The sequence below is a fragment of the Paenibacillus sp. FSL F4-0087 genome (assembly GCF_038020215.1).
Classification (GTDB): Bacteria; Bacillota; Bacilli; order Paenibacillales; family Paenibacillaceae; genus Paenibacillus; species Paenibacillus taichungensis.
Genome location: NZ_JBBODJ010000001.1, coordinates 4,213,796 through 4,233,021 on the forward strand (window position 1 = coordinate 4,213,796; position 19,226 = coordinate 4,233,021).

14 protein-coding genes are annotated in these 19,226 nt (G+C 46.8%); 13 read left to right on the forward strand and 1 reads right to left on the reverse strand.

The genetic code is table 11. The features are described from left to right. The first annotated feature begins 31 nt into the window (after positions 1 to 31). Together recJ and MHB84_RS19455 are read left to right on the forward strand one after the other, a co-directional pair. Positions 32 to 2,440, forward strand: coding sequence for a single-stranded-DNA-specific exonuclease RecJ (gene recJ / locus MHB84_RS19450; RefSeq protein WP_076287749.1), 2,409 nt, complete (start codon positions 32 to 34; stop codon positions 2,438 to 2,440). A gap of 37 nt (positions 2,441 to 2,477) precedes the next feature. After that, positions 2,478 to 2,990 carry an adenine phosphoribosyltransferase gene (locus tag MHB84_RS19455; RefSeq protein WP_024633046.1) on the forward strand — a complete coding sequence of 171 codons (513 nt, stop codon included), beginning with the start codon at positions 2,478 to 2,480 and terminating at the stop codon, positions 2,988 to 2,990. A gap of 195 nt (positions 2,991 to 3,185) precedes the next feature. Here MHB84_RS19455 and uraA read toward each other — a convergent pair whose 3' ends face one another. Continuing rightward, a complete protein-coding gene (uraA, locus tag MHB84_RS19460) occupies positions 3,186 to 4,502 on the reverse strand; it encodes a uracil permease (RefSeq protein WP_076287750.1) in 1,317 nt (438 codons plus the stop codon). A gap of 376 nt (positions 4,503 to 4,878) precedes the next feature. Between uraA and MHB84_RS19465 the strand changes: the two genes are divergently transcribed. From MHB84_RS19465 to MHB84_RS19515, 11 genes are all read left to right on the forward strand, one after another. Continuing rightward, positions 4,879 to 7,062, forward strand: coding sequence for a RelA/SpoT family protein (locus MHB84_RS19465; RefSeq protein WP_063567711.1), 2,184 nt, complete (start codon positions 4,879 to 4,881; stop codon positions 7,060 to 7,062). Positions 7,063 to 7,074: 12 nt separating this feature from the next. After that, on the forward strand, positions 7,075 to 7,536 hold the full coding sequence (gene dtd, locus MHB84_RS19470; RefSeq protein WP_076287751.1) for a D-aminoacyl-tRNA deacylase: 462 nt from the start codon (positions 7,075 to 7,077) through the stop codon (positions 7,534 to 7,536). 77 nt (positions 7,537 to 7,613) lie between these two features. Beyond that, complete coding sequence (locus MHB84_RS19475) at positions 7,614 to 7,781, forward strand: hypothetical protein (RefSeq protein ID WP_160319650.1); 168 nt, start codon at positions 7,614 to 7,616, stop codon at positions 7,779 to 7,781. 285 nt (positions 7,782 to 8,066) lie between these two features. Next, positions 8,067 to 8,573, forward strand: a complete 507-nt coding sequence (locus tag MHB84_RS19480) for a type 1 glutamine amidotransferase domain-containing protein (RefSeq protein WP_053779112.1) — start codon at positions 8,067 to 8,069, stop codon at positions 8,571 to 8,573. Between the two features lie 114 nt (positions 8,574 to 8,687). Then, a complete protein-coding gene (locus MHB84_RS19485) occupies positions 8,688 to 9,134 on the forward strand; it encodes a hypothetical protein (RefSeq protein ID WP_076287752.1) in 447 nt (148 codons plus the stop codon). A 616-nt stretch (positions 9,135 to 9,750) separates the two neighbouring features. Beyond that, positions 9,751 to 11,019, forward strand: coding sequence for an SEC-C metal-binding domain-containing protein (locus tag MHB84_RS19490; protein ID WP_076287753.1), 1,269 nt, complete (start codon positions 9,751 to 9,753; stop codon positions 11,017 to 11,019). A gap of 606 nt (positions 11,020 to 11,625) precedes the next feature. Next, a complete protein-coding gene (hisS, locus tag MHB84_RS19495) occupies positions 11,626 to 12,879 on the forward strand; it encodes a histidine--tRNA ligase (RefSeq protein WP_076287754.1) in 1,254 nt (417 codons plus the stop codon). 201 nt (positions 12,880 to 13,080) lie between these two features. Further along, positions 13,081 to 14,859, forward strand: a complete 1,779-nt coding sequence (gene aspS, locus MHB84_RS19500; protein WP_063567716.1) for an aspartate--tRNA ligase — start codon at positions 13,081 to 13,083, stop codon at positions 14,857 to 14,859. Positions 14,860 to 14,877: 18 nt separating this feature from the next. Next, positions 14,878 to 15,636: a tRNA threonylcarbamoyladenosine dehydratase gene (locus MHB84_RS19505; RefSeq protein ID WP_076287755.1), complete on the forward strand. Its 759-nt coding sequence runs from the start codon at positions 14,878 to 14,880 to the stop codon at positions 15,634 to 15,636. A gap of 344 nt (positions 15,637 to 15,980) precedes the next feature. Then, positions 15,981 to 17,279: an NCS2 family permease gene (locus MHB84_RS19510; RefSeq protein WP_076287756.1), complete on the forward strand. Its 1,299-nt coding sequence runs from the start codon at positions 15,981 to 15,983 to the stop codon at positions 17,277 to 17,279. Positions 17,280 to 17,349: 70 nt separating this feature from the next. After that, the gene (locus MHB84_RS19515; protein WP_076287757.1) at positions 17,350 to 19,143 is read left to right on the forward strand and encodes an ABC transporter ATP-binding protein; all 1,794 of its coding nucleotides are present in this window, start codon (positions 17,350 to 17,352) and stop codon (positions 19,141 to 19,143) included. The last annotated feature ends 83 nt before the right edge of the window (positions 19,144 to 19,226 follow it).

Consider the following 19,226-nt stretch of genomic DNA (forward strand, 5'->3'; position numbering starts at 1 on the left):
GGTCCAGTAGATCAGGAAAGGAGCGTTATCATTGCTTTATTCGCAATACCGGTGGAACACACCGAATATCGATTTGGAGGCGGCTGCGGGACTCTCGCAGGCGCTTTCCGTTTCATCACTTGTTGGACGTTTGCTGGTCAGTCGAGGGGTTCATAATGAATCAGAGGCAGAACAATTTCTGCATCCTGATCTGAATCAGATGCATGATCCTTATCTGCTTCTAGGCATGAAAGAAGCTGTGCCCCGAATCCAGCTGGCTATTGAGCGTGAAGAACACATTTTAATATATGGGGACTACGATGCGGACGGAGTATCCAGTACATCCCTGATGATCCATCTGATGCGTTATCTTGGTGCTTCTTATGATATTTATATCCCTCATCGTTCCAATGAAGGTTACGGGTTACACAATCATGCCTTAGATTGGGCTCATCAACAAGGAGTCACGCTGGTGATTACGGTTGATACCGGAATCAGTGCGGTAGAGCAGATTGCTTATGCTGCAACACTGGGAATGGAAGTCATTGTGACGGATCACCATGAACCACCTGAAGTTTTGCCTGAGGCTTATACGCTTATTAATCCCAAGCTTCCGGACTGTCCTTACCCTTTTAAAGGGTTAGCTGGTGCGGGTGTAGCGTTGAAGCTGGCTCAGGCATTGATTGGAGAAGTGCCTGGAGAATGGATGGAAATTGCCGCTATTGGTACGGTTGCCGATTTGATGCCTTTGGAAGGCGAGAACCGGGTTATCGTTAGTTATGGTGTTGAGTCCATGCGAGGTACACGTCTGCCTGGTATTAGTGCCCTGCTTGAAATTAGTGGTGTGGATCAAACTCAGGTCACCTCAATCAATATTGCCTTTGCCATGGCTCCGCGTATTAATGCAAGCGGACGTCTGGATCATGCTGGCAGAGCCGTATCGCTGCTTACAACCGAGGATCTGGATGAGGCACACACGTTGGCAGGCCAACTGGACTTGCTGAATCGTGAAAGGCAACAGGTTGTTGAGGGCATACTTCTGGAAGCGACAACCCAGTTGGAGCAGAAAATCCAGCTTAATTCCGGAGCAGTGCCGGATGTCATCGTTTTGGCGGGAGAAGGCTGGAATGTTGGAGTTGTAGGTATTGTTGCTTCCAAGTTACTTGAACGGTATTATCGGCCAACGCTTATCCTGGGCATTGACCCGGAGAGTGGCGCTTGTAAAGGCTCAGCACGCTCCATAGAGGGTCTGGACATCTATGAGGCATTAACTGCTTGCAAACACACGATGGACCATTATGGTGGTCATCCAGCTGCAGCAGGCATGAGCCTTCATCGTGATCAACTTAAAGAGCTGGAAGCCGGACTGAATGAGTTTGCGGCATCCGTACTGACAGAGGAGGACTTTGTGCCCCATCGTCTTGCAGATGACGAATGCAGAATCAGTGATGTACCATTGCAGGTCATTCAAGAGATCGACAGACTCCAGCCGTTTGGCATGAGTAATCCATCTCCACGTTTTGTATTGCGCAATGTGACTGTAAAAGAAACACGGACGATGGGACGAGAAAAACGTCATCTGAAACTGGTTTTGGAGCAGGATGGCCTGCAATTGGAGACGGTCGCTTTTGGCAAAGGAGCATTGGCTGAGTTTCTGCCTCCAGGCTCCATCATTGATGTTATGGGCGAGTTGTCTGTAAATGAGTGGAACGGGATGAGGAAACCACAATTAATGCTGCAGGATATTCAGGTTCCACATGCGCAAGTTTTTGATTTGCGAGGTAGTACGGAGCCTCTGAACGCGATGAAGCAGTTCTTGAGTTCACTTGAAATACATTTGCGATACAAGTCAGGCTCAATTGGTGCCATCGTTCGGAAAGAAACGAATGTTTCCGAGGGAAATTCATTGTATGAACCGTGCCTTTGGGTATATGATAGAAAGGTCGGTTTGTTTCCGTGCAATGCTGCCGCGCAGCATTATGGGCAGGAACAGGTCCGGACGTTATTTGTGTTTGATACGCCGGAAACCCCGGAACAACTTGATGCAATGCTGGCTTTATTCAGCGGAGCCGAGAATATCATCCTTCTGCACGGATCAGGCAACCGCCGAGATCGCCTTCAGATGCCTTCCAGAGAACTCTTCAAGCGTATTTATATGCTGGTGTCCAAATGGAGAGCTGAACCCGTGGAGGAACAAGAGATCACTCCTGTGCTCAGTCGTCAGTGTGGCTGCTCGCCGCGCATGATTACTATGATGTTGGATGTTTTTGAGGAGTTATCGTTCATAACCCGAGAAGCTGGAAAGATTGTGTTTGTGGATAACCCACCCAAGCGTGAGCTAACCGCTTCGCGTCAATATCAGGCGCTGGAGAGCATGGCCGAGACAGAGCAGGTGATGCTGGATGCATCGACCCCTCAACTGACACAATGGATGATATCCCGGATGAAGGGCGTATCTTAGATAGAAGTTGTGCTATTTATTTTAGGAGGAGATTATTTTGGATTTTAAAGATTATATTCGTGTCATTCCTGACTTTCCACAACCGGGAATCAGCTTCAAAGACATTACGACATTGTTGAAGGATGGAGAAATGTACCGCAAGGCGATCAATGAGCTGAAAGTAATGGTTTCGGATCTCAAAATTGACGTTATTGCTGGACCTGAAGCACGTGGATTCGTTGTGGGCGCTCCTCTGGCGTACGCTCTGGGTGTCGGTTTTGCTCCGATCCGTAAAAGTGGAAAATTGCCTGGAGAGACGATCGAAGTCGGTTATGATCTTGAATATGGCAAAGATACGCTTGCTATGCATACAGATGCGATCGAAAAAGGACAAAATGTCCTGATTGCGGATGATCTGCTGGCGACAGGCGGAACTATTGCTACCTCCATTAACCTGATTGAACAATTGGGTGGCAAGATTGTAGGTGCAGCATTCCTGATTGAGCTGTCTGATTTAAATGGACGTGCAAAATTGCCGGGTATTGATGTATTTACATTGATGAACTACTAGAATTCTGGCATTTATTGCTGTTAAATCATGTGAACTGGATCTCCCGTTTCCCGGGAAATAATATACAGCATTAACTATTTACAAAAAAGCCTGTCCCTCAACCCGTTAAGGTTAGAGAGCAGGCTTTTTGCATTGTACGATGTATAAGATGAAGAATGAATAAACATTGTTCGTTCAAAATTAGTCGGCAAGAAATCAATCCGGAGTTTTCTCGGTTAAAGGCTGTTTCTCCGTTTGATCATTCGACCAACCCAGTACTTCAAATAATTTAAACAACAAGCTCAGCAGAATTCCGACGATGGTTGCCAGAGCCATTCCCTTGAGATGAATACCATAAAATGTGATCTCAGTACCACTGAGTCCGATGACGAGTACAAGGGTAGTTAGCAACAAGTTGGTAGGTTTGGCAAAATCCACTTTCTGTTCGACCAGAATACGCAAACCAGATGCCGCAATTACTCCGAACAGAAGCAAAGACACACCACCCATAACCGGAACGGGAATGTTAGCTATAAGTGCCGAGAACGTACCTGAGAACGAAAGCACGATCGCGATAACGGCAGCGCCGCCAATAACATACGTCGAGTAAACCCGTGTCAGAGCCATAACACCAATATTCTCACCATAAGTTGTATTCGGTGTGGATCCTACAAAACCGGAAAGAATAGTTGAAACGCCGTTCCCAAGCAGGGAGCGATGCAGACCTGGGTCCTTGGATAGATCTTTGCCCACAATGCTGCTCGTTACAAGCAGATGTCCGATGTGTTCAACAATGACAACAAGGGCGACAGGCAAAATGGTAAAGATGACAGACCAGTCAAATGTCGGTGTCGTTACAGTAGGCAGCGAGATAAAGTCAGCGTTCACTATATTCTCGGTTTTTACCTCACCCATAAAGTACCCAAGCCCGTAACCGGATACAATCCCGATTAGAATGTGAATGATCTTGGGGAACCCACGGAAGGTTACTGCACCAATAACAGTGATACCAAGAGTAACCATGGCTAAAATAATTGGTTTGGCTTGAGGTACCCAGTCTGGGTTCTCAGCAGGGTTTGAATTGATCAGACCAGCCATTCCTGCTGCCACAGGTACAAGTTCGAGACCGATTAGGGCAACAATAGCACCCATAACCGCTGGCGGGAATACCACGTTAATCCAACCTGTCCCCGCATACTTGATGATAAGAGCTACAATGCAGAAAACAACGCCTGTTACGATGAACGCTCCAAGTGCCATGGAGTATCCGTTATCAGGGTGTGCGATTAACACGGAAGAAACAGGTGCGATAAAAGCAAAGCTTGACCCAAGATAGGCCGGAATCTTTCCTTTACACATGAGTATGTACAGCAATGTTCCAATACCGTTCATAAGCAAGATCATACTTGGATCGACACCGAACAGGTTCGGCACGAGTACCGTACTGCCAAACATGGCGAACAAATGCTGGAGACTCAGCAGCGATCCTGAGCCAAGCGGCATTTTTTGATTAACCTGAATTTCACGTTGCAATGAATGTTCATCTCCTTTTTTCCGAAACACAAATCTTCAATATAGTACAGAGTTTCTCTTCATTTAGCAATAACATTTTTCCACTAAGCACTGCTAAACCATTTTTATTTTGCGAATGGATCCTTCTATTTCGGCAAATAACGGTAATAATACATAATAAATGAGGAGGATTTCCGACCTCTGTTGAATATCGGGCAACATCTTTCGGGAATGGCACATAACGTATAAAAAAATTGGATATGTGCTCTTATTCGTCAGTAGTTGACGGGAAACGGGCGAAGCGTCATAATTATAGGAAATTACTTTTACGGGGAACCTGTGTTGATATTATGTCACGGGTTCCATTTTGTATAGAAAGGACACGGAACAGATCAGAATGGGCATAGAGCAATTACTCGAGAAGGCCGGGGCATATATCAAAGAACCCGATCTGGTGCGCATACGAGAAGCTTACGAATTTGCTGATCAGGCCCACCATGGACAGACGCGAAAATCGGGAGAACCGTATATTCTGCATCCGCTTGCGGTTGCCGATATTGTTGTAAACATGCAGATGGACACCATCTCCATAATTGCAGCGCTTCTTCATGATGTAGTAGAAGATACTACGGTTTCACTTGAAGAAATCCGCAATCATTTCGGCAATACGTGTGCCATGCTTGTTGACGGCTTGACGAAGCTGGAACGTATTCAGTTCCGCTCCAAGGAAGAACAGCAGAACGAGAACTACCGCAAAATGTTCATCGCCATGGCGCAGGACATCCGTGTCATCGTGATCAAATTGGCTGACCGTCTGCATAATATGCGGACACTCAAGTTTCAGTCGGAAGAAAGCCAGCGCCGTATTTCATATGAAACGTTGGAGATTTTCTGTCCGATTGCGAACCGTCTGGGTATCTCTGCGATCAAATGGGAAATGGAGGACATCGCCCTCCGTTATTTGAATCCGCAGCAATATTACCGGATTGCAAACCTGATGCACAAGAAGCGTGCGGAACGTGAGCAATATATTGATACGGTTATGGACGGTATTACAAGCAAGCTGGATGAGATGGGAATTCAGGCAGATCTGTCGGGACGTCCTAAGCACATCTACAGCGTGTTCAAAAAAATGACAACGAAAAACAAACAGTTTAACGAGATTTATGATCTGCTTGCGATTCGTATTATTGTGGATAACATCAAGGATTGTTATGCTACCCTCGGCATTATACACACGTTATGGAAACCAATGCCTGGACGTTTCAAGGACTATATCGCGATGCCGAAGGCGAACATGTATCAATCGCTGCATACCACAGTCGTAGGTCCGAATGGGGAACCGACTGAAGTCCAAATCCGGACATGGGATATGCACCGCACCGCTGAATTCGGTATTGCTGCTCACTGGGCCTACAAGGAAGGCGCTGCGAACGGAAACGGAAATAATTTTGAAGATAAAATTACGTTCTTCCGCGAGATTCTTGAACTTCAAAATGAAGCGCAGGATGCGTCTGAATTTGTAGAATCGCTTAAAATGGATTTCTTCTCGGATCTGGTCTTTGTATTCACGCCAAAAGGGGAAGTTATCGAATTGCCTACTGGATCTGTTCCATTGGATTTTGCATATAGAATCCATACAGAGGTGGGTAATCGGACGATTGGTGCCAAAGTAAATGGTCGTATCGTTCCACTCGATTATCATCTCAAAACGGGTGATATCATTGAAATTTTGACGTCCAAACATTCTTACGGACCGAGTCAGGACTGGCTTAAAATTGCAAAATCCTCTCACGCACGAGCGAAGATCAAGCAATGGTTCAAGAAGGAACGGCGGGAAGAAAACGTTGAAAAAGGACGCGACAGTTGTGAACGTGAACTCAAGCGCATGGGACTTGATCCATCTGCTTGGATGACAGACGATAAGTTGCAGGAAGCAGCCAAAAAGTATGCCTTCAATGATATTGAAGATATGCTCGCAGCTGTTGGATTCGGTGGCATTACGGCTGCACAGATCGTGACCAAAGCAACGGAGAAACTTCGCAAGGAGCAGGAAGAATCCAGCTTGCTTGAGCTGAACTCCGAGATGCGTGAGCTGAAGCCTGCACCTGAACGCAAAAACCGTCCGACGAATGGCATTCGTGTCAAAGGTATAGACAATTTGCTTGTTCGTTTTGCGCGCTGCTGTAACCCTGTACCAGGGGATGCTATTATCGGGTATGTTACACGTGGACGTGGGGTTTCGGTGCATCGAACGGACTGTCCAAATATTCCTTCCAGTACGGATGGGGAAGAAGCAGCTCGCGTCATTGAAGTCGAGTGGGAAGAGAATATTGAAGCCAACTACAGTGTGGATATTGAGATTACGGGTCATGATCGCAACGGCTTGCTCAATGAAGTGCTTCAGGCTGTTTCCGAAAGTAAAACCAATATATCTGCCGTCACCGGACGTACAGATAAAAATAAATTAGCATTGGTGCACGTTACAATTCTGATTCGTAATACGGAGCATCTGCATTCGGTTGTGGAACGGATCAAACGGGTGAAAGATGTCTATTCTGTGCATCGGATTATGCAGTAAGGAGCCTGTAAGATGAGGGTGCTTGTACAACGCTGTAAAGAGGCTCAGGTGACCGTTGGAGACGAGCTGACGGGGAGAATTGAATCCGGGTTGATGTTGCTTGTGGGAATTACACATGAGGACACGGAGAAGGATGCTATATATTTGGCAGACAAAATCGCTGGACTTCGAATCTTTGAGGATGAGCAGGAAAAGATGAATCTTAGTCTGATCGATGTGGGCGGGGCTGTATTATCTGTCTCACAATTTACATTGTACGGAGATTGTCGTAAAGGAAAACGCCCAAGCTTTGCAGCTGCAGCCAGACCTGAAGCGGCAGAATTGTTGTATGAAACGTTTAATCAGCTGTTACGTGATAAAGGAATTCAGGTGGAAACCGGACGTTTCGGAGCGATGATGGATGTGACTTTCACGAATTGGGGACCCGTAACTTTAATGCTCGAAAGCCCTATTCGTCAAGAAACGCATGCATAATTGATTGGGGAACAGGCCATAATGAGGGATAATTCGGTTCATTAACATAAGATGATCAAAGGAGTATCCCAACCATTATGCGCCAATCCGTCAAGGAAACACGCTCCCGAATAGAACCTCTGCTTCTGCCTGGAAACCTGTATGAGTCTCTGAAACTTGCCCGCGCTGCTGCCGAGTGTGCAACAACGATCTGGGCCCTTCAGGATTCGGACAAAGGGGAACAGAGCCGTCTTCCGCGTGACTGAGTGCTGACCATTTGTAATGAATGAAAAGTCTTGATTCGATGATCGAATCAGGGCTTTTTTTGTCATGGAGCTTAACTGTTGATGAATCGGATGGTCTGATCATAGTCAAAATAATACAGGTTCGTCATGTTATAAACGGCTCTGGTTAGGGTAATAACAGAACGAGGCACGATGGCGTGCCAGGTTCAGTATTTATTACGGGCAATGAACAAGAAATGTACACCAACAATTTCTGCGAATACCCGATTTCAAGAAATTTCGAACACGGAAAGGAGAACATACGTTATGAGTAAAGTTGCTTTTTTATTGGCGAATGATTTTGAAGATTCGGAAATGCAGGTTCCATATGATGAGGTGAAAAAAGCCGGACACGACGTGGAAATTATCGGCTTGAAAGCAGGAGAGACGCTGAAAGGTAAAGGTGGTAAAGCCTCCTATACTTCGGACAAAGCGATCGCTGAGGTTTCGGCTTCAGATTACGACGCAGTTGTCATTCCAGGTGGATCTTCTCCTGAAAATTTACGTACAGACGCACATATCCTGAAATTCGTAACGGAGATCAATAGTGCGAAGAAACCAATCGCTGCGATCTGTCACGGCCCGCAAATTCTGGCAAGTGCGAATTTGTTGAAAGGCCGTACGATTACATCCTATCCACCGCTCAAGGATGATATGGTGAACGCAGGGGCAGAATTCAAGGATCATGAAGCTGTAGTAGATGGCAATTATATTACATCCCGTACGCCTGCCGATGAACCGGCATTTGTCCGCGAGTTGTTAAAAGTCATTTAATGACTTGGGACGGGCCGTACGTTAATGTGATTATTGATTAAAATGTAGATTGAAGCTCAAAGCTTCTAAGTTTTAGTTTCACCAAGCATTTATTCCGATAAAGGAGGGTTTGACATGACAAAACATATTCAGGCGTATTTTCGGACCGAGGACGAGGCAGAGGGGGCAAGAACCTCACTTCAGACGTTCCGTACAGAGCATTTGGAAGTAGGGCAACTGGATAGCGCGGTTGGCAGAGACAAACGGATTATGGTACCTCTGGTGCCTTATAACACAGCGGGTGGCGTAGGAACCAATGGAGCCATGGGTGTGGGTGCAGCACCTGGGGTTCCCGCCAGCGAAAATGTAATCCCGGTCGTCAGCAATGTAGATCGTGATACCGAGAGAGGTACCCGAGATAATGTCAATGAGGATGGCGATATGTTGGATGCGGCGGATGTGTCCTCGGCTGATTATGACGATCTGCATTATGTTTTGTCTGCCAAAGTAAGGGATGAGGATTATGAGGAAATCGTTCATAAACTTCGTTCCAACCAAGCTTATGTGGAAGAATTGAATTAATACGTAGTATGAAGCCCTTGCGGGGTCTGACTTCCATGTCAGGACACTCTGCAGGGGCTTTAATAATGGAGAAAACAACAAATTATAAAGCGCTATCATTTTTGTAATACTACTGTAATATTAGTTACATAAGCCTTTAACATAGCCCGTTTATAATAACACACATGACCCCCTTTTTTTATATATCCTTTGAGCCTGCACACCGTGTGCAGGTTTTTTTTTTTGAGATGAAAATTTATATGTTTTGGGCGAAGCTTACCCCTTATTTAAATTTTTGATAGAATAGAGAAATGGGTTTAAGTATTTTAAAGCGATTTGTTTTCATAGTTGGGCTACAATGGACGGTAAATCAAGCTTCCAACGATTGGGTTCAGGCGAATCCAATCCTATGATAAAGAGTGTGAGGAATTCATAGCCAGAGTGATCGTCATATTCCAGATGAACATATACTCGCTGAACGACCCCGCCCTTATATAAGAGCGGGGCAACCGTTTCTGCTTGATGCTGGAAATTGTAAATTATATAGAATGCCTTGTAGGAGAATTGACACCTATAGTGCTAAAGCAACAGTATTCTCATGCAAATGGCTAGTGACAGATTTAAGGGGGAATTAGTTTTGAGTAAGGTTGGAAGAAATGATTTATGCCCGTGCGGAAGCGGGAAAAAATATAAGAAATGCTGTCTGGGCAAGGAGCCTTCTGCGGTAGAATCCATACTGGGGCTGATATCAACGGAGCAACCAGTTCAGGAAGCCTCGATTCAGCCTGAGAGCAAACTGACCCTGACCAAGCTGAAAAAGATGGTGGCGAGCGAACTGAAATGGGAGCATCCGGCTCACGAACAGCTGGCCCTGGAGCTTATTGAGAACATGAGGAACCATTACGAGCGGGAGCTGATATTGGAAGCTCTGGTGCTATGGAATGGCTATTCCCGTCAGACCCGCCCTACTGTCAAGAAGACTGGCTCGTTCTGCGCCGCAATCGAGTATTTGTTGTCCGAGGAGTACGGCTTCAATGTCTCAAAGGCTGAGCTGTCAGGTAAATATGAGGTGACGACATCAACGATCTCCCGAAAGGTTAAGGAGATGTTCGAGTACATCGAAGAATACGGCATGGGTGGCGAAACGGACGAGCTGATGATTCTGAACAGCCCAGGCACATCGAAGGACAAAGCGCAGGCTCTGCTACATAAGGCGATGGAATCCAGTTCTTCCAAACGCAGAATACAGCTGGCGAAAACGGCCCTGGAGATGTATTCTGACAGCTCTGATGCATATCGTATTCTGGCTGAGGAATCGGACAATGAGTCTGATGCACGAGCTTACCTCAAGGCCGGAATCGCTGCTGGCGAACACGAACTGGGCGAACTGTTTTTTGAGAAGAATAAGGGTAACTTTTGGGCGCTTCATGAGACTCGTCCATATATCAGGATATGCAAAAGCTACGCCGAATCCTGCTGGTTTGGTGGAGATGCCAAAGAAGCGGCACAAATCCTGGAGCATATTTTGGAGCTTAATACGGAAGACAATACCGGAGCGCGTTACCTGCTCGCTGCTGTGTATTTGTACAGCAACCAATTGGAGCAGGCAGAGCAACTGATGGAGAAGTATGGGAAAGGTGACGCCACAGCCGCCTTTGCCTATGACAAGATCATTCTGGAGTATAAGAGGAGCGGAATCACCTCCCAGCTCAAAAGGCTGTACCGTGTGGCCCAGGGTGTGAACAAACATGTGCCTGATTATCTGCTGGGTTTGAAGCGGCTGCCGCATAACCTCCCTGATTTTGTCGGAATGGGCAATTCTGACGAAGCGATTGAATATGTCATTATACACTCCCGTCTATGGGCGAATGTGCCGGATTTGCTGAAGTGGATGCTGAAACAATAGAGATATAAGAAAACAATAGAAGTTGGAATTCATTTGATGAATCCAGCTTCTATTAGCTTTGATTTCTGTGGACTCCGCATCTCGTACGGCATGTGAGAATTTTTTTCTAATGCTATCTTTTTGTGTTAACCCTTGACTTTAGCACTGCGGTTCATTACAATCAGAAAATAAATTAACTTTAAACGTTATATAATAACATGTAATCATATAACTTGATGATTTGATGACGGGACCAAGTACTCCGTGCCCACATGAACAGAGAGGAATCCCTTGGCTGTAAGGATTCTCTTGATGAGCGGACGAATGACTTCCCCGAGAACAGACAGCGAACACATTGGATTTATATCTGATTGTCATTAGCTGGCCTGCGCAGGGCGTGCGTTATACGTAGAGCGGAATGATTTGTTTGATCGGATTGCCTGGAGCAATCTTAGATCATCACATGATCACCTGAACGGCTAAAGTGTCAGGGATTCCGGAATGTGGGTGGTACCACGGGTGAATGTGTAAACACAATCCCTCGTCCCTTTGTTTGCTGTTTATACAGCGACAGGGCGAGGGATTTTTTTGTTATACAGAGTAAAATAGATGCTGGAGGGATGAAAGATGGCTTTTCAAAAACCGACTGGAACGCAGGACTTGCTGCCTGGTGTTGTGGAAAAGTGGCAGTTCGTAGAGGAAAAAGCACGTGATCTGTGTCGCCGTTTTAATTACCGCGAGATCCGCACACCGATCTTCGAACAGACTTCTTTATTTGTACGAGGCGTTGGGGAAACAACCGATATTGTTGAAAAAGAAATGTACACCTTCAATGATAAAGGCGACCGCAGCATGACCCTTCGTCCGGAGGGTACAGCGGGTGTTGTCCGCGCTTATGTGGAAAATAAAATTTATGGCGAACCGGATGTGAGCAAGCTCTATTACATCGGTCCGATGTTCCGTTATGAACGTCCGCAAGCAGGTCGCCAGCGTCAGTTCCACCAGTTCGGTGTAGAAGCTATCGGAGCCCTTGATCCAGCGATTGATGCTGAAGTCATTGCGCTTGGGTATCAACTGTGTGTAGAACTGGGATTGAAAGATGTCAAAGTCGAGATCAACTCGGTGGGTAACCCAACTAGCCGTGCAGAATATCGCGAAAAATTGCTTGGATTCCTCAGACCGATGAAGGACAGCCTGTGCAAGGACTGCCAATCCCGGATGGAACGTAATCCGCTGCGTGTGCTCGACTGCAAAGTTGATCAGGACAAATTCGTAGGGGCACCGTCCATACTGGATAGTCTGGATGAAGAATCATTGAACCACTTTGCCAAGCTGAAAGAGTATCTGGATGATTTTGGCGTAGATTACGCGGTGAACAATCGTCTGGTACGCGGATTGGATTACTACACATTGACTGCTTTTGAACTGAAAGCCCAAGGTATTGGGGCGATTGATACAGTCGGCGGTGGCGGCAGATACAATGGCCTCGTTGGAGATATCGGTGGACCGGATCAGCCTGGTATTGGTTTTGGTATCGGTCTGGAGCGTATTCAACTGATTCTGGAACACCAGAACATTGATGTTAGTTCCCTTGCTCCACTGGATGTGTATTTTGTTGCTCTCGGTGAAGCTGCCGATCGTGAAGTCAACCGTCAGCTGTTTAAGCTTCGTCAATCCGGTCTGTCCGGTGAACGCGACTATCTCGGTCGCAAGATGAAAGCTCAGATGAAATCTGCTGACCGATTCAAAGCCCGTTACACTGCCATTCTGGGTGATGATGAGCTGGAGCGCGGGGAAATTGCCCTGAAGTCCATGGATACAGGTGAACAACAAACCGTGAAGCTGGATGATCTGGTATCTGCTATACGCGAAAGTAAATAAGCACGAGTTTGAAACTCTAAAATAGCAACAATTGATCCGGCAAAATTACTGAAGTTCACCAATGTTTCCGTTTAATCGGAAGTTGGTGAGTCGGAGGTAACATGCCTTTTCGAATAAAATCGTCTTCACGCAACCGCACTGTTGAAAAGCGGGCTCTGCCCGCCCATACAGAACGGAAATTCACATAAGAGGAGTTTGGTTATGAAAAGAAGTCATCATTGCGGCGCCTTAACACCCGCACACATCGGTGAGACCGTAACATTGAACGGCTGGGTACAGACCCGCCGTGACCTGGGGGGCGTACTGTTTATCGATCTGCGTGACCGCAGCGGAATTGTACAAGTTGTTTTCAACCCGGCTTACTCTGGCGAAGCATTGCAAATCGCTGACAGAGTGCGGAGCGAGTACGTTATCGCAGTAACTGGTAAAGTGGTTAAACGTGACGAAGAGACCGTAAACAAAAACTTGCCTACAGGCGAAATCGAAGTGCAAATTACCGAGATTGAAGTACTGAACGCGGCAAAAACTCCTCCATTCTTCATCGAAGATGGTGTGGAAGTCGACGAGTCCCTTCGTTTGAAATATCGTTACCTGGACTTGCGTCGTCCGGAAATGTTTGAAACATTGAAATTGCGTTCCAAAGCATCCAAAGTGTTCCGTGATTATCTGGATGGAGAAGAATTCGTTGAAGTAGAAACACCAATCCTGACCAAGAGCTCCCCGGAAGGTGCACGTGATTATCTCGTACCAAGCCGTGTGCATGAAGGTGAATTCTTCGCCCTGCCGCAATCACCGCAAATTTACAAACAATTGCTGATGGTCGGCGGACTTGAGCGTTACTATCAGATCGCTCGTTGTTTCCGTGATGAAGATTTGCGTGCGGACCGTCAACCGGAATTCACCCAAGTCGACATTGAGACTTCCTTCCTGCAACAGGATGACCTGCTGCCAATGATGGAAGAACTGATGGCCAAATTGCTGCGTGAAACGAAAGGTATTGAGCTGGAACTGCCTTTCCAACGGATTACGTATGCAGATGCTATGGGCAAATACGGTTCAGACAAACCGGATCTGCGCTTTGGCATGGAACTGGTTGAAATGAACGATATCGTAGCGAACAGTGGTGTGAAAGTATTTGCTTCTGTCATTGAAAAAGGTGGAGAAGTGAAAGTATTGAACGCCAAAGGCTGTGGTACATGGAGCCGTAAAGAAATCGATGATCTCGGACCATTCGCAGCGCGTTACGGTGCAAAAGGATTGGCATGGATTCAAGTAAAAGATGGCGAGTTCAAAGGACCAATCGTGAAGTTCTTTACGCCAGAAGAGATCGAAGCAGTCAAAGAACGTACTGGCGCTGAAGAAGGCGACTTGTTGCTCTTCTCTGCTGACACCAAAAAAGTGGTTGCAGATGTACTGGGCGCACTTCGTCTGAAAATCGGTCGTCAACTGGGCTTGATCGATGACAGCAAATTCAAATTTGCATGGGTTGTGGACTTCCCATTGCTCGGGTACGATGAAGATGCCAAACGTTATGTAGCAGAACACCATCCATTCACACGTCCTAAAGACGAAGATGTACATCTTTTTGATACAGATCCGGGTGCTATTCGCGCTCAAGCCTATGACCTCGTTCTGAATGGTTATGAAGTGGGCGGCGGTTCGATGCGTATTTACAAACGTGATGTTCAAGAAAAAATGTTCGCTGCTCTGGGACTTTCTCCGGAAGTAGCCAACGAGAAATTCGGATATCTGCTCGAAGCATTTGAATATGGAACGCCACCACACGGCGGAATCGCTTTTGGTCTCGACCGTCTGGTGATGCTGCTGGCAGGTCGCACGAATCTGCGTGAAACGATTGCCTTCCCGAAAACGGCAAGTGCAACGGATCTGCTCATGAATGCACCTTCTGAAGTGGATAACTCCCAATTGGAACAACTTCACATCCGCGTAGCCCGTAAACCGGTGGCGGAAAAGAAATAAAGGAGGCATCGATTCTCAATGCTCCATCAATTTTCAAGAACAGAACTGGCAATCGGACCTGAAGGTCTGAATGCTTTGAAAAATAGTACAGTAGCTGTGCTCGGCATCGGCGGCGTGGGCGGTATTGCAGTAGAAGCTCTTGCCCGTAGCGGTGTTGGACGTATCATTCTGATTGATAAAGACGTGGTGGACATCACCAACATCAATCGGCAGATTCATGCTTTGACCACGACCGTTGGGCAGAAAAAAGCAGATCTGATGGTAGAGCGGGTGAAGCTTATCAATCCAGAGTGCGATGCAATTGCGCTGAATATGTTTTACACGGAAGAAACGTATGAGGAATTGTTCAAGTATGAGCTGGATTATGTGTTGGATGCTTCGGATACGATCATTTACAAAATCCACCTCATCAAGGAATGCCTGAAACGGAAGATTCCGGTGATCTCCAGCATGGGTGCAGCGAACAAAATGGACCCGACGAAATTCCAGGTTGCGGATATTTCGAAAACGACCATGGACCCGATTGCCCGTGTTGTCCGCACAAAACTGCGGAAAGAAGGCATCAAAAAAGGTGTGAAAGTGGTCTTCTCCACCGAAGAACCATTGAAACCGCGCGCAGATGTAACGCAAAAAATCGTTCCTGAGAATGCGCCGGAGATTCGCAAGGCCAAACAGCCGCCAGCGAGTAACGCCTTTGTTCCTCCGGTAGCCGGACTGATCATGGTCAGTGTGGCCGTCAAGGAACTGATCGAAATTGCAGAGAATAAGCAGCAGTAATCTGTTGTGAATGAAAAGCGTAGGTGCCGACAAGGTACCTGCGCTTTTTTTTGCATGCGCAAACCTTAACAAATGTCAGGGTTACGTGATGTACTTCAATCCCAAAAGCGTGTATGATATGTGGTGCTGTGCGAAATGATGGTAAATACATAGAGAAATCGCAGCTATATAAGATGAATATAAGATTTACACAAGAACGAAGAGGACAGAAAAAAACTGGAGAAGCGAAGCGTGCGCCTAAAAGCTTTCTGAAAGAAAGCTGCATCGGAAGGTTGTTCTGTCCGTGTAGTGGTAGAGTGTAAATACTTTTGTTCGGCTTACATAGAGAGAGGGGAACGGAACGAATGAAACAAGGATGGATGACCAGACGTCTTGGCATGGAGCCGGGGGACCAGTGGAAAAAGGAAATTGTGGCGGGAGCCATTTCCTATTTTGCCGTGGTATATATCGTAATGGTCAATGCAACAATTCTGGCTGATGCCGGAATGCCGCTACAGGCGGCTATGGTGGGTACTCTGCTGACGTCCATTGCAGGTTGTTTGCTGATGGCATTTGGCGGTAAGTCGCCGATTATCGTTGTACCTGGCATGGGCATCAATGCATTTTTCACTTATACACTCGTACATTCGATGAAATTGAGCTGGCAGGAAGCCTTGGCGGTTGTATCTGTCACAGGTGTGCTGTTTGCAGTCGTAGCTTTTACATCGTTATATAAAATGATTAGTGAGGCCATTCCGAAAAACCTGCAGCATGGCATTACGGTGGGGATTGGTTTGTTCCTGACGTTCATCGGTCTGCAAAAAAGCGGAATCGTCATCGCACACCAGACCACGTTTGTGGCGATCGGACATTTTAATGATCCGGGAGTTATCACTGCTTGTGTTACTCTTGTGATCGCCTTGATTTTATTTATACGCAATGTACAGGGCGGACTCCTGATCAGCATTCTTGCAGGGACAGGTCTTGCATATGTACTCGGTGCCGTAAATCCTGGTGAGCCGGTGTCAGCACTAGAAGCATTACGTCAATATGGCGGCTTGTTTGGAGAGCTTTCTTTGGTGAAGCTGGCGGATTTGGCGTTCTGGATTGCAGTATTCCTGTTGCTGCTAATTGTTGTATTTGAAAATATTGGACTGATTACAGCTCAGACTCATCTTATTGGTCGTCCCCAGCGGTTCAAGGGGAGCTTACGTGCATTATCCATCAGTACCGTATTGGCAGGTGTATTCGGAAGTAGTCCTCCTGTAGCTGCGGCGGAGACAACTGCGGGCATAGCGGCGGGTGGTCGTACAGGTTTGACTCCACTGGTTACCGCAGTGTTTTTTGGTGCAACGTTCTTCTTTATTCCACTGTTGGGTTATATTCCGGACAGTGCTATTGCACCGATTTTGATCATTATTGGCGGCTTGATGGTACAAAGTGTGAAGGATATGGATTTCAGTGATTTCACGGAAGCTTTTCCGGCTTTTCTGATTATGGTCATGATTCCATTTACGTATAGCATCGTGGACGGTATGGCATTTGGATTCATTGCGTATCCGGTGGCGAAGCTCGCTGCGGGTCAGGGCAAACAGGTACCTAAAGTCATGTACGGCATTGCCATCCTGTTTTTGGCCAATTTTGTGCTGCATGGGATATTGTAAAAGACAGGAAACGTAATGTAAGTTCATACGTATGATCTCTGGTGAACAAGGGGAGAACGGGGGAACGGTAATGGAAGAGCAACAACAGACAGGTCAAGCTGAATCGAAAATAGGAAAAAAAGGATTCAAGGATTTTGTGAAGCTGATAGCTGCCACAAATCCACCGAAGCTTATTCTAATCATAGCGTTGATCCTGACACTCATTCAGACGACAGCCGGACTGATTGTCCCGCTGATGACCAAAGGCCTGATTGATGGGCTTACGATGTCTGCGCTGAACAAATCCGTTATTTTCCTGCTGCTGGGGGCATTTGTTATTCAGGCCATCGCTTCAGGCATCAGCATCTATATGTTGAACTATGCGGGTCAACGAGTGGTTGCGACATTGCGAACGAAGCTGTGGAACAAGGTATTATCCTTGCCGATGCCATATTTCGACCGGAATCGTACGGGTGATACGATGAGTCGAATCACGAATGATACAAGTCAGATTATGACGCTAATTGCGGATTATCTCGTTTCTTTTGTATCCAATATCGTTGCGGTTGTGGGCGGAGTAGCGTTGCTTTTCTATCTGGACTGGGTCATGTCACTCATTATTCTGAGTCTGGTGCCGCTAACGTTGCTGATCCTGTTGCCTGTTGGTCGTAAAATGTACAAAATCTCCAAAAAGCAGCAGGACGAAATGGCAGGGCTTACTTCGGTGCTCAGCCAAGTTATTGGCGAGATTCGTTTGGTGAAAGCTTATGGTACAGAGAAACAGGAGGCGGAAGCAGGCGATTCTCGTATTGGGAAGATGTTTGCTTTTGGACTACAGGAAGCGCGGATTTTGGCGTTGATCGGTCCACTCTTTACGTTTGTCATGACGGCTGTACTGGTTGTAATTCTGGGTGTTGGCGGTATGCGGGTGGCTTCTGGCTTACTGTCTCCGGGTGAACTGGTCGCCTTCATTCTGTTGTTGTTCCAGGTGATTATGCCGATGGGCCAATTTACGACACTGTATTCACGTCTGCAAAAGGTTGTAGGTGCGACAGAACGGATTCAGGCTATTCTGGCACATGAAGAAGAACCTCGTCATAGCACAGCAATTGCTCCCAAGGGCAATGAGACGATTACATTTAATAACTTGCACTTCTCTTATGTAACAGGGGAAGAGGTACTGCATGGGATTAATCTGACTGTTCCAGCCCGTAAAGTAACGGCCATTGTTGGACCAAGTGGCAGTGGGAAATCAACGCTGTTCTCCCTGTTGGAGCAGTTCTATCTTCCAGAGTCGGGCAGTATATCGTATGGCGGACAAGCCATAACCGATTATTCATTAGCCTCTTGGCGAAGCAAGATTGGATATGTATCACAGGAGAGCCCTCTGATGGCGGGCACGATTAAGGAAAACATGACATACGGGCTGGGCCGTGAGGCGAGTATGGATGAAATTAGACACGCGGCAGAAATGGCGTATTCCTCAGCTTTTATTGATAAACTGCCTAAGGGCTACGATACGGAAGTGGGAGAACGCGGGATCAAGCTCTCTGGTGGTCAACGCCAACGGATCGCTATTGCTCGGGCCCTGCTGCGCAGCCCGGATATTCTGATGCTGGATGAAGCGACGTCCAGTCTGGACAGCACCTCCGAACATGAAGTGCAGCAAGCCCTGTCCAATCTGATGGAAGGACGAACGACGGTAGTCATTGCACACCGATTGTCCACCGTCGTCGACTCTGATCAGATTGTTGTTCTGGAGCAGGGACATGTGACGGGAACTGGAACCCATGCGGAGCTAATTAGCAACCATCGGGTATACCGTGAACTGGCACAGAAACAGTTTGTAGCACAGGATGGGAAGCCGGATTCTGAACCGGAATGATGTAAAAGGGTGACCGTTGTTCTTCTGTTCTTTGCGAACAAGAACAGCGGTTTCTTTCATTTGGCTATCCGGGTTACTGTAGC

Excerpts from the sequence above, each read along its gene's own strand:
- MHB84_RS19465 (WP_063567711.1), top strand. The coding sequence starts at position 4,879 with ATGGGCATAGAGCAATTACTCGAGAAGGCCGGGGCATATATCAAAGAA.
- dtd (WP_076287751.1), top strand. The coding sequence starts at position 7,075 with ATGAGGGTGCTTGTACAACGCTGTAAAGAGGCTCAGGTGACCGTTGGA.
- MHB84_RS19475 (WP_160319650.1), top strand. The coding sequence starts at position 7,614 with ATGCGCCAATCCGTCAAGGAAACACGCTCCCGAATAGAACCTCTGCTT.
- MHB84_RS19480 (WP_053779112.1), top strand. The coding sequence starts at position 8,067 with ATGAGTAAAGTTGCTTTTTTATTGGCGAATGATTTTGAAGATTCGGAA.
- MHB84_RS19485 (WP_076287752.1), top strand. The coding sequence starts at position 8,688 with ATGACAAAACATATTCAGGCGTATTTTCGGACCGAGGACGAGGCAGAG.
- hisS (WP_076287754.1), top strand. The coding sequence starts at position 11,626 with ATGGCTTTTCAAAAACCGACTGGAACGCAGGACTTGCTGCCTGGTGTT.
- aspS (WP_063567716.1), top strand. The coding sequence starts at position 13,081 with ATGAAAAGAAGTCATCATTGCGGCGCCTTAACACCCGCACACATCGGT.
- MHB84_RS19505 (WP_076287755.1), top strand. The coding sequence starts at position 14,878 with ATGCTCCATCAATTTTCAAGAACAGAACTGGCAATCGGACCTGAAGGT.
- MHB84_RS19510 (WP_076287756.1), top strand. The coding sequence starts at position 15,981 with ATGAAACAAGGATGGATGACCAGACGTCTTGGCATGGAGCCGGGGGAC.
- MHB84_RS19515 (WP_076287757.1), top strand. The coding sequence starts at position 17,350 with ATGGAAGAGCAACAACAGACAGGTCAAGCTGAATCGAAAATAGGAAAA.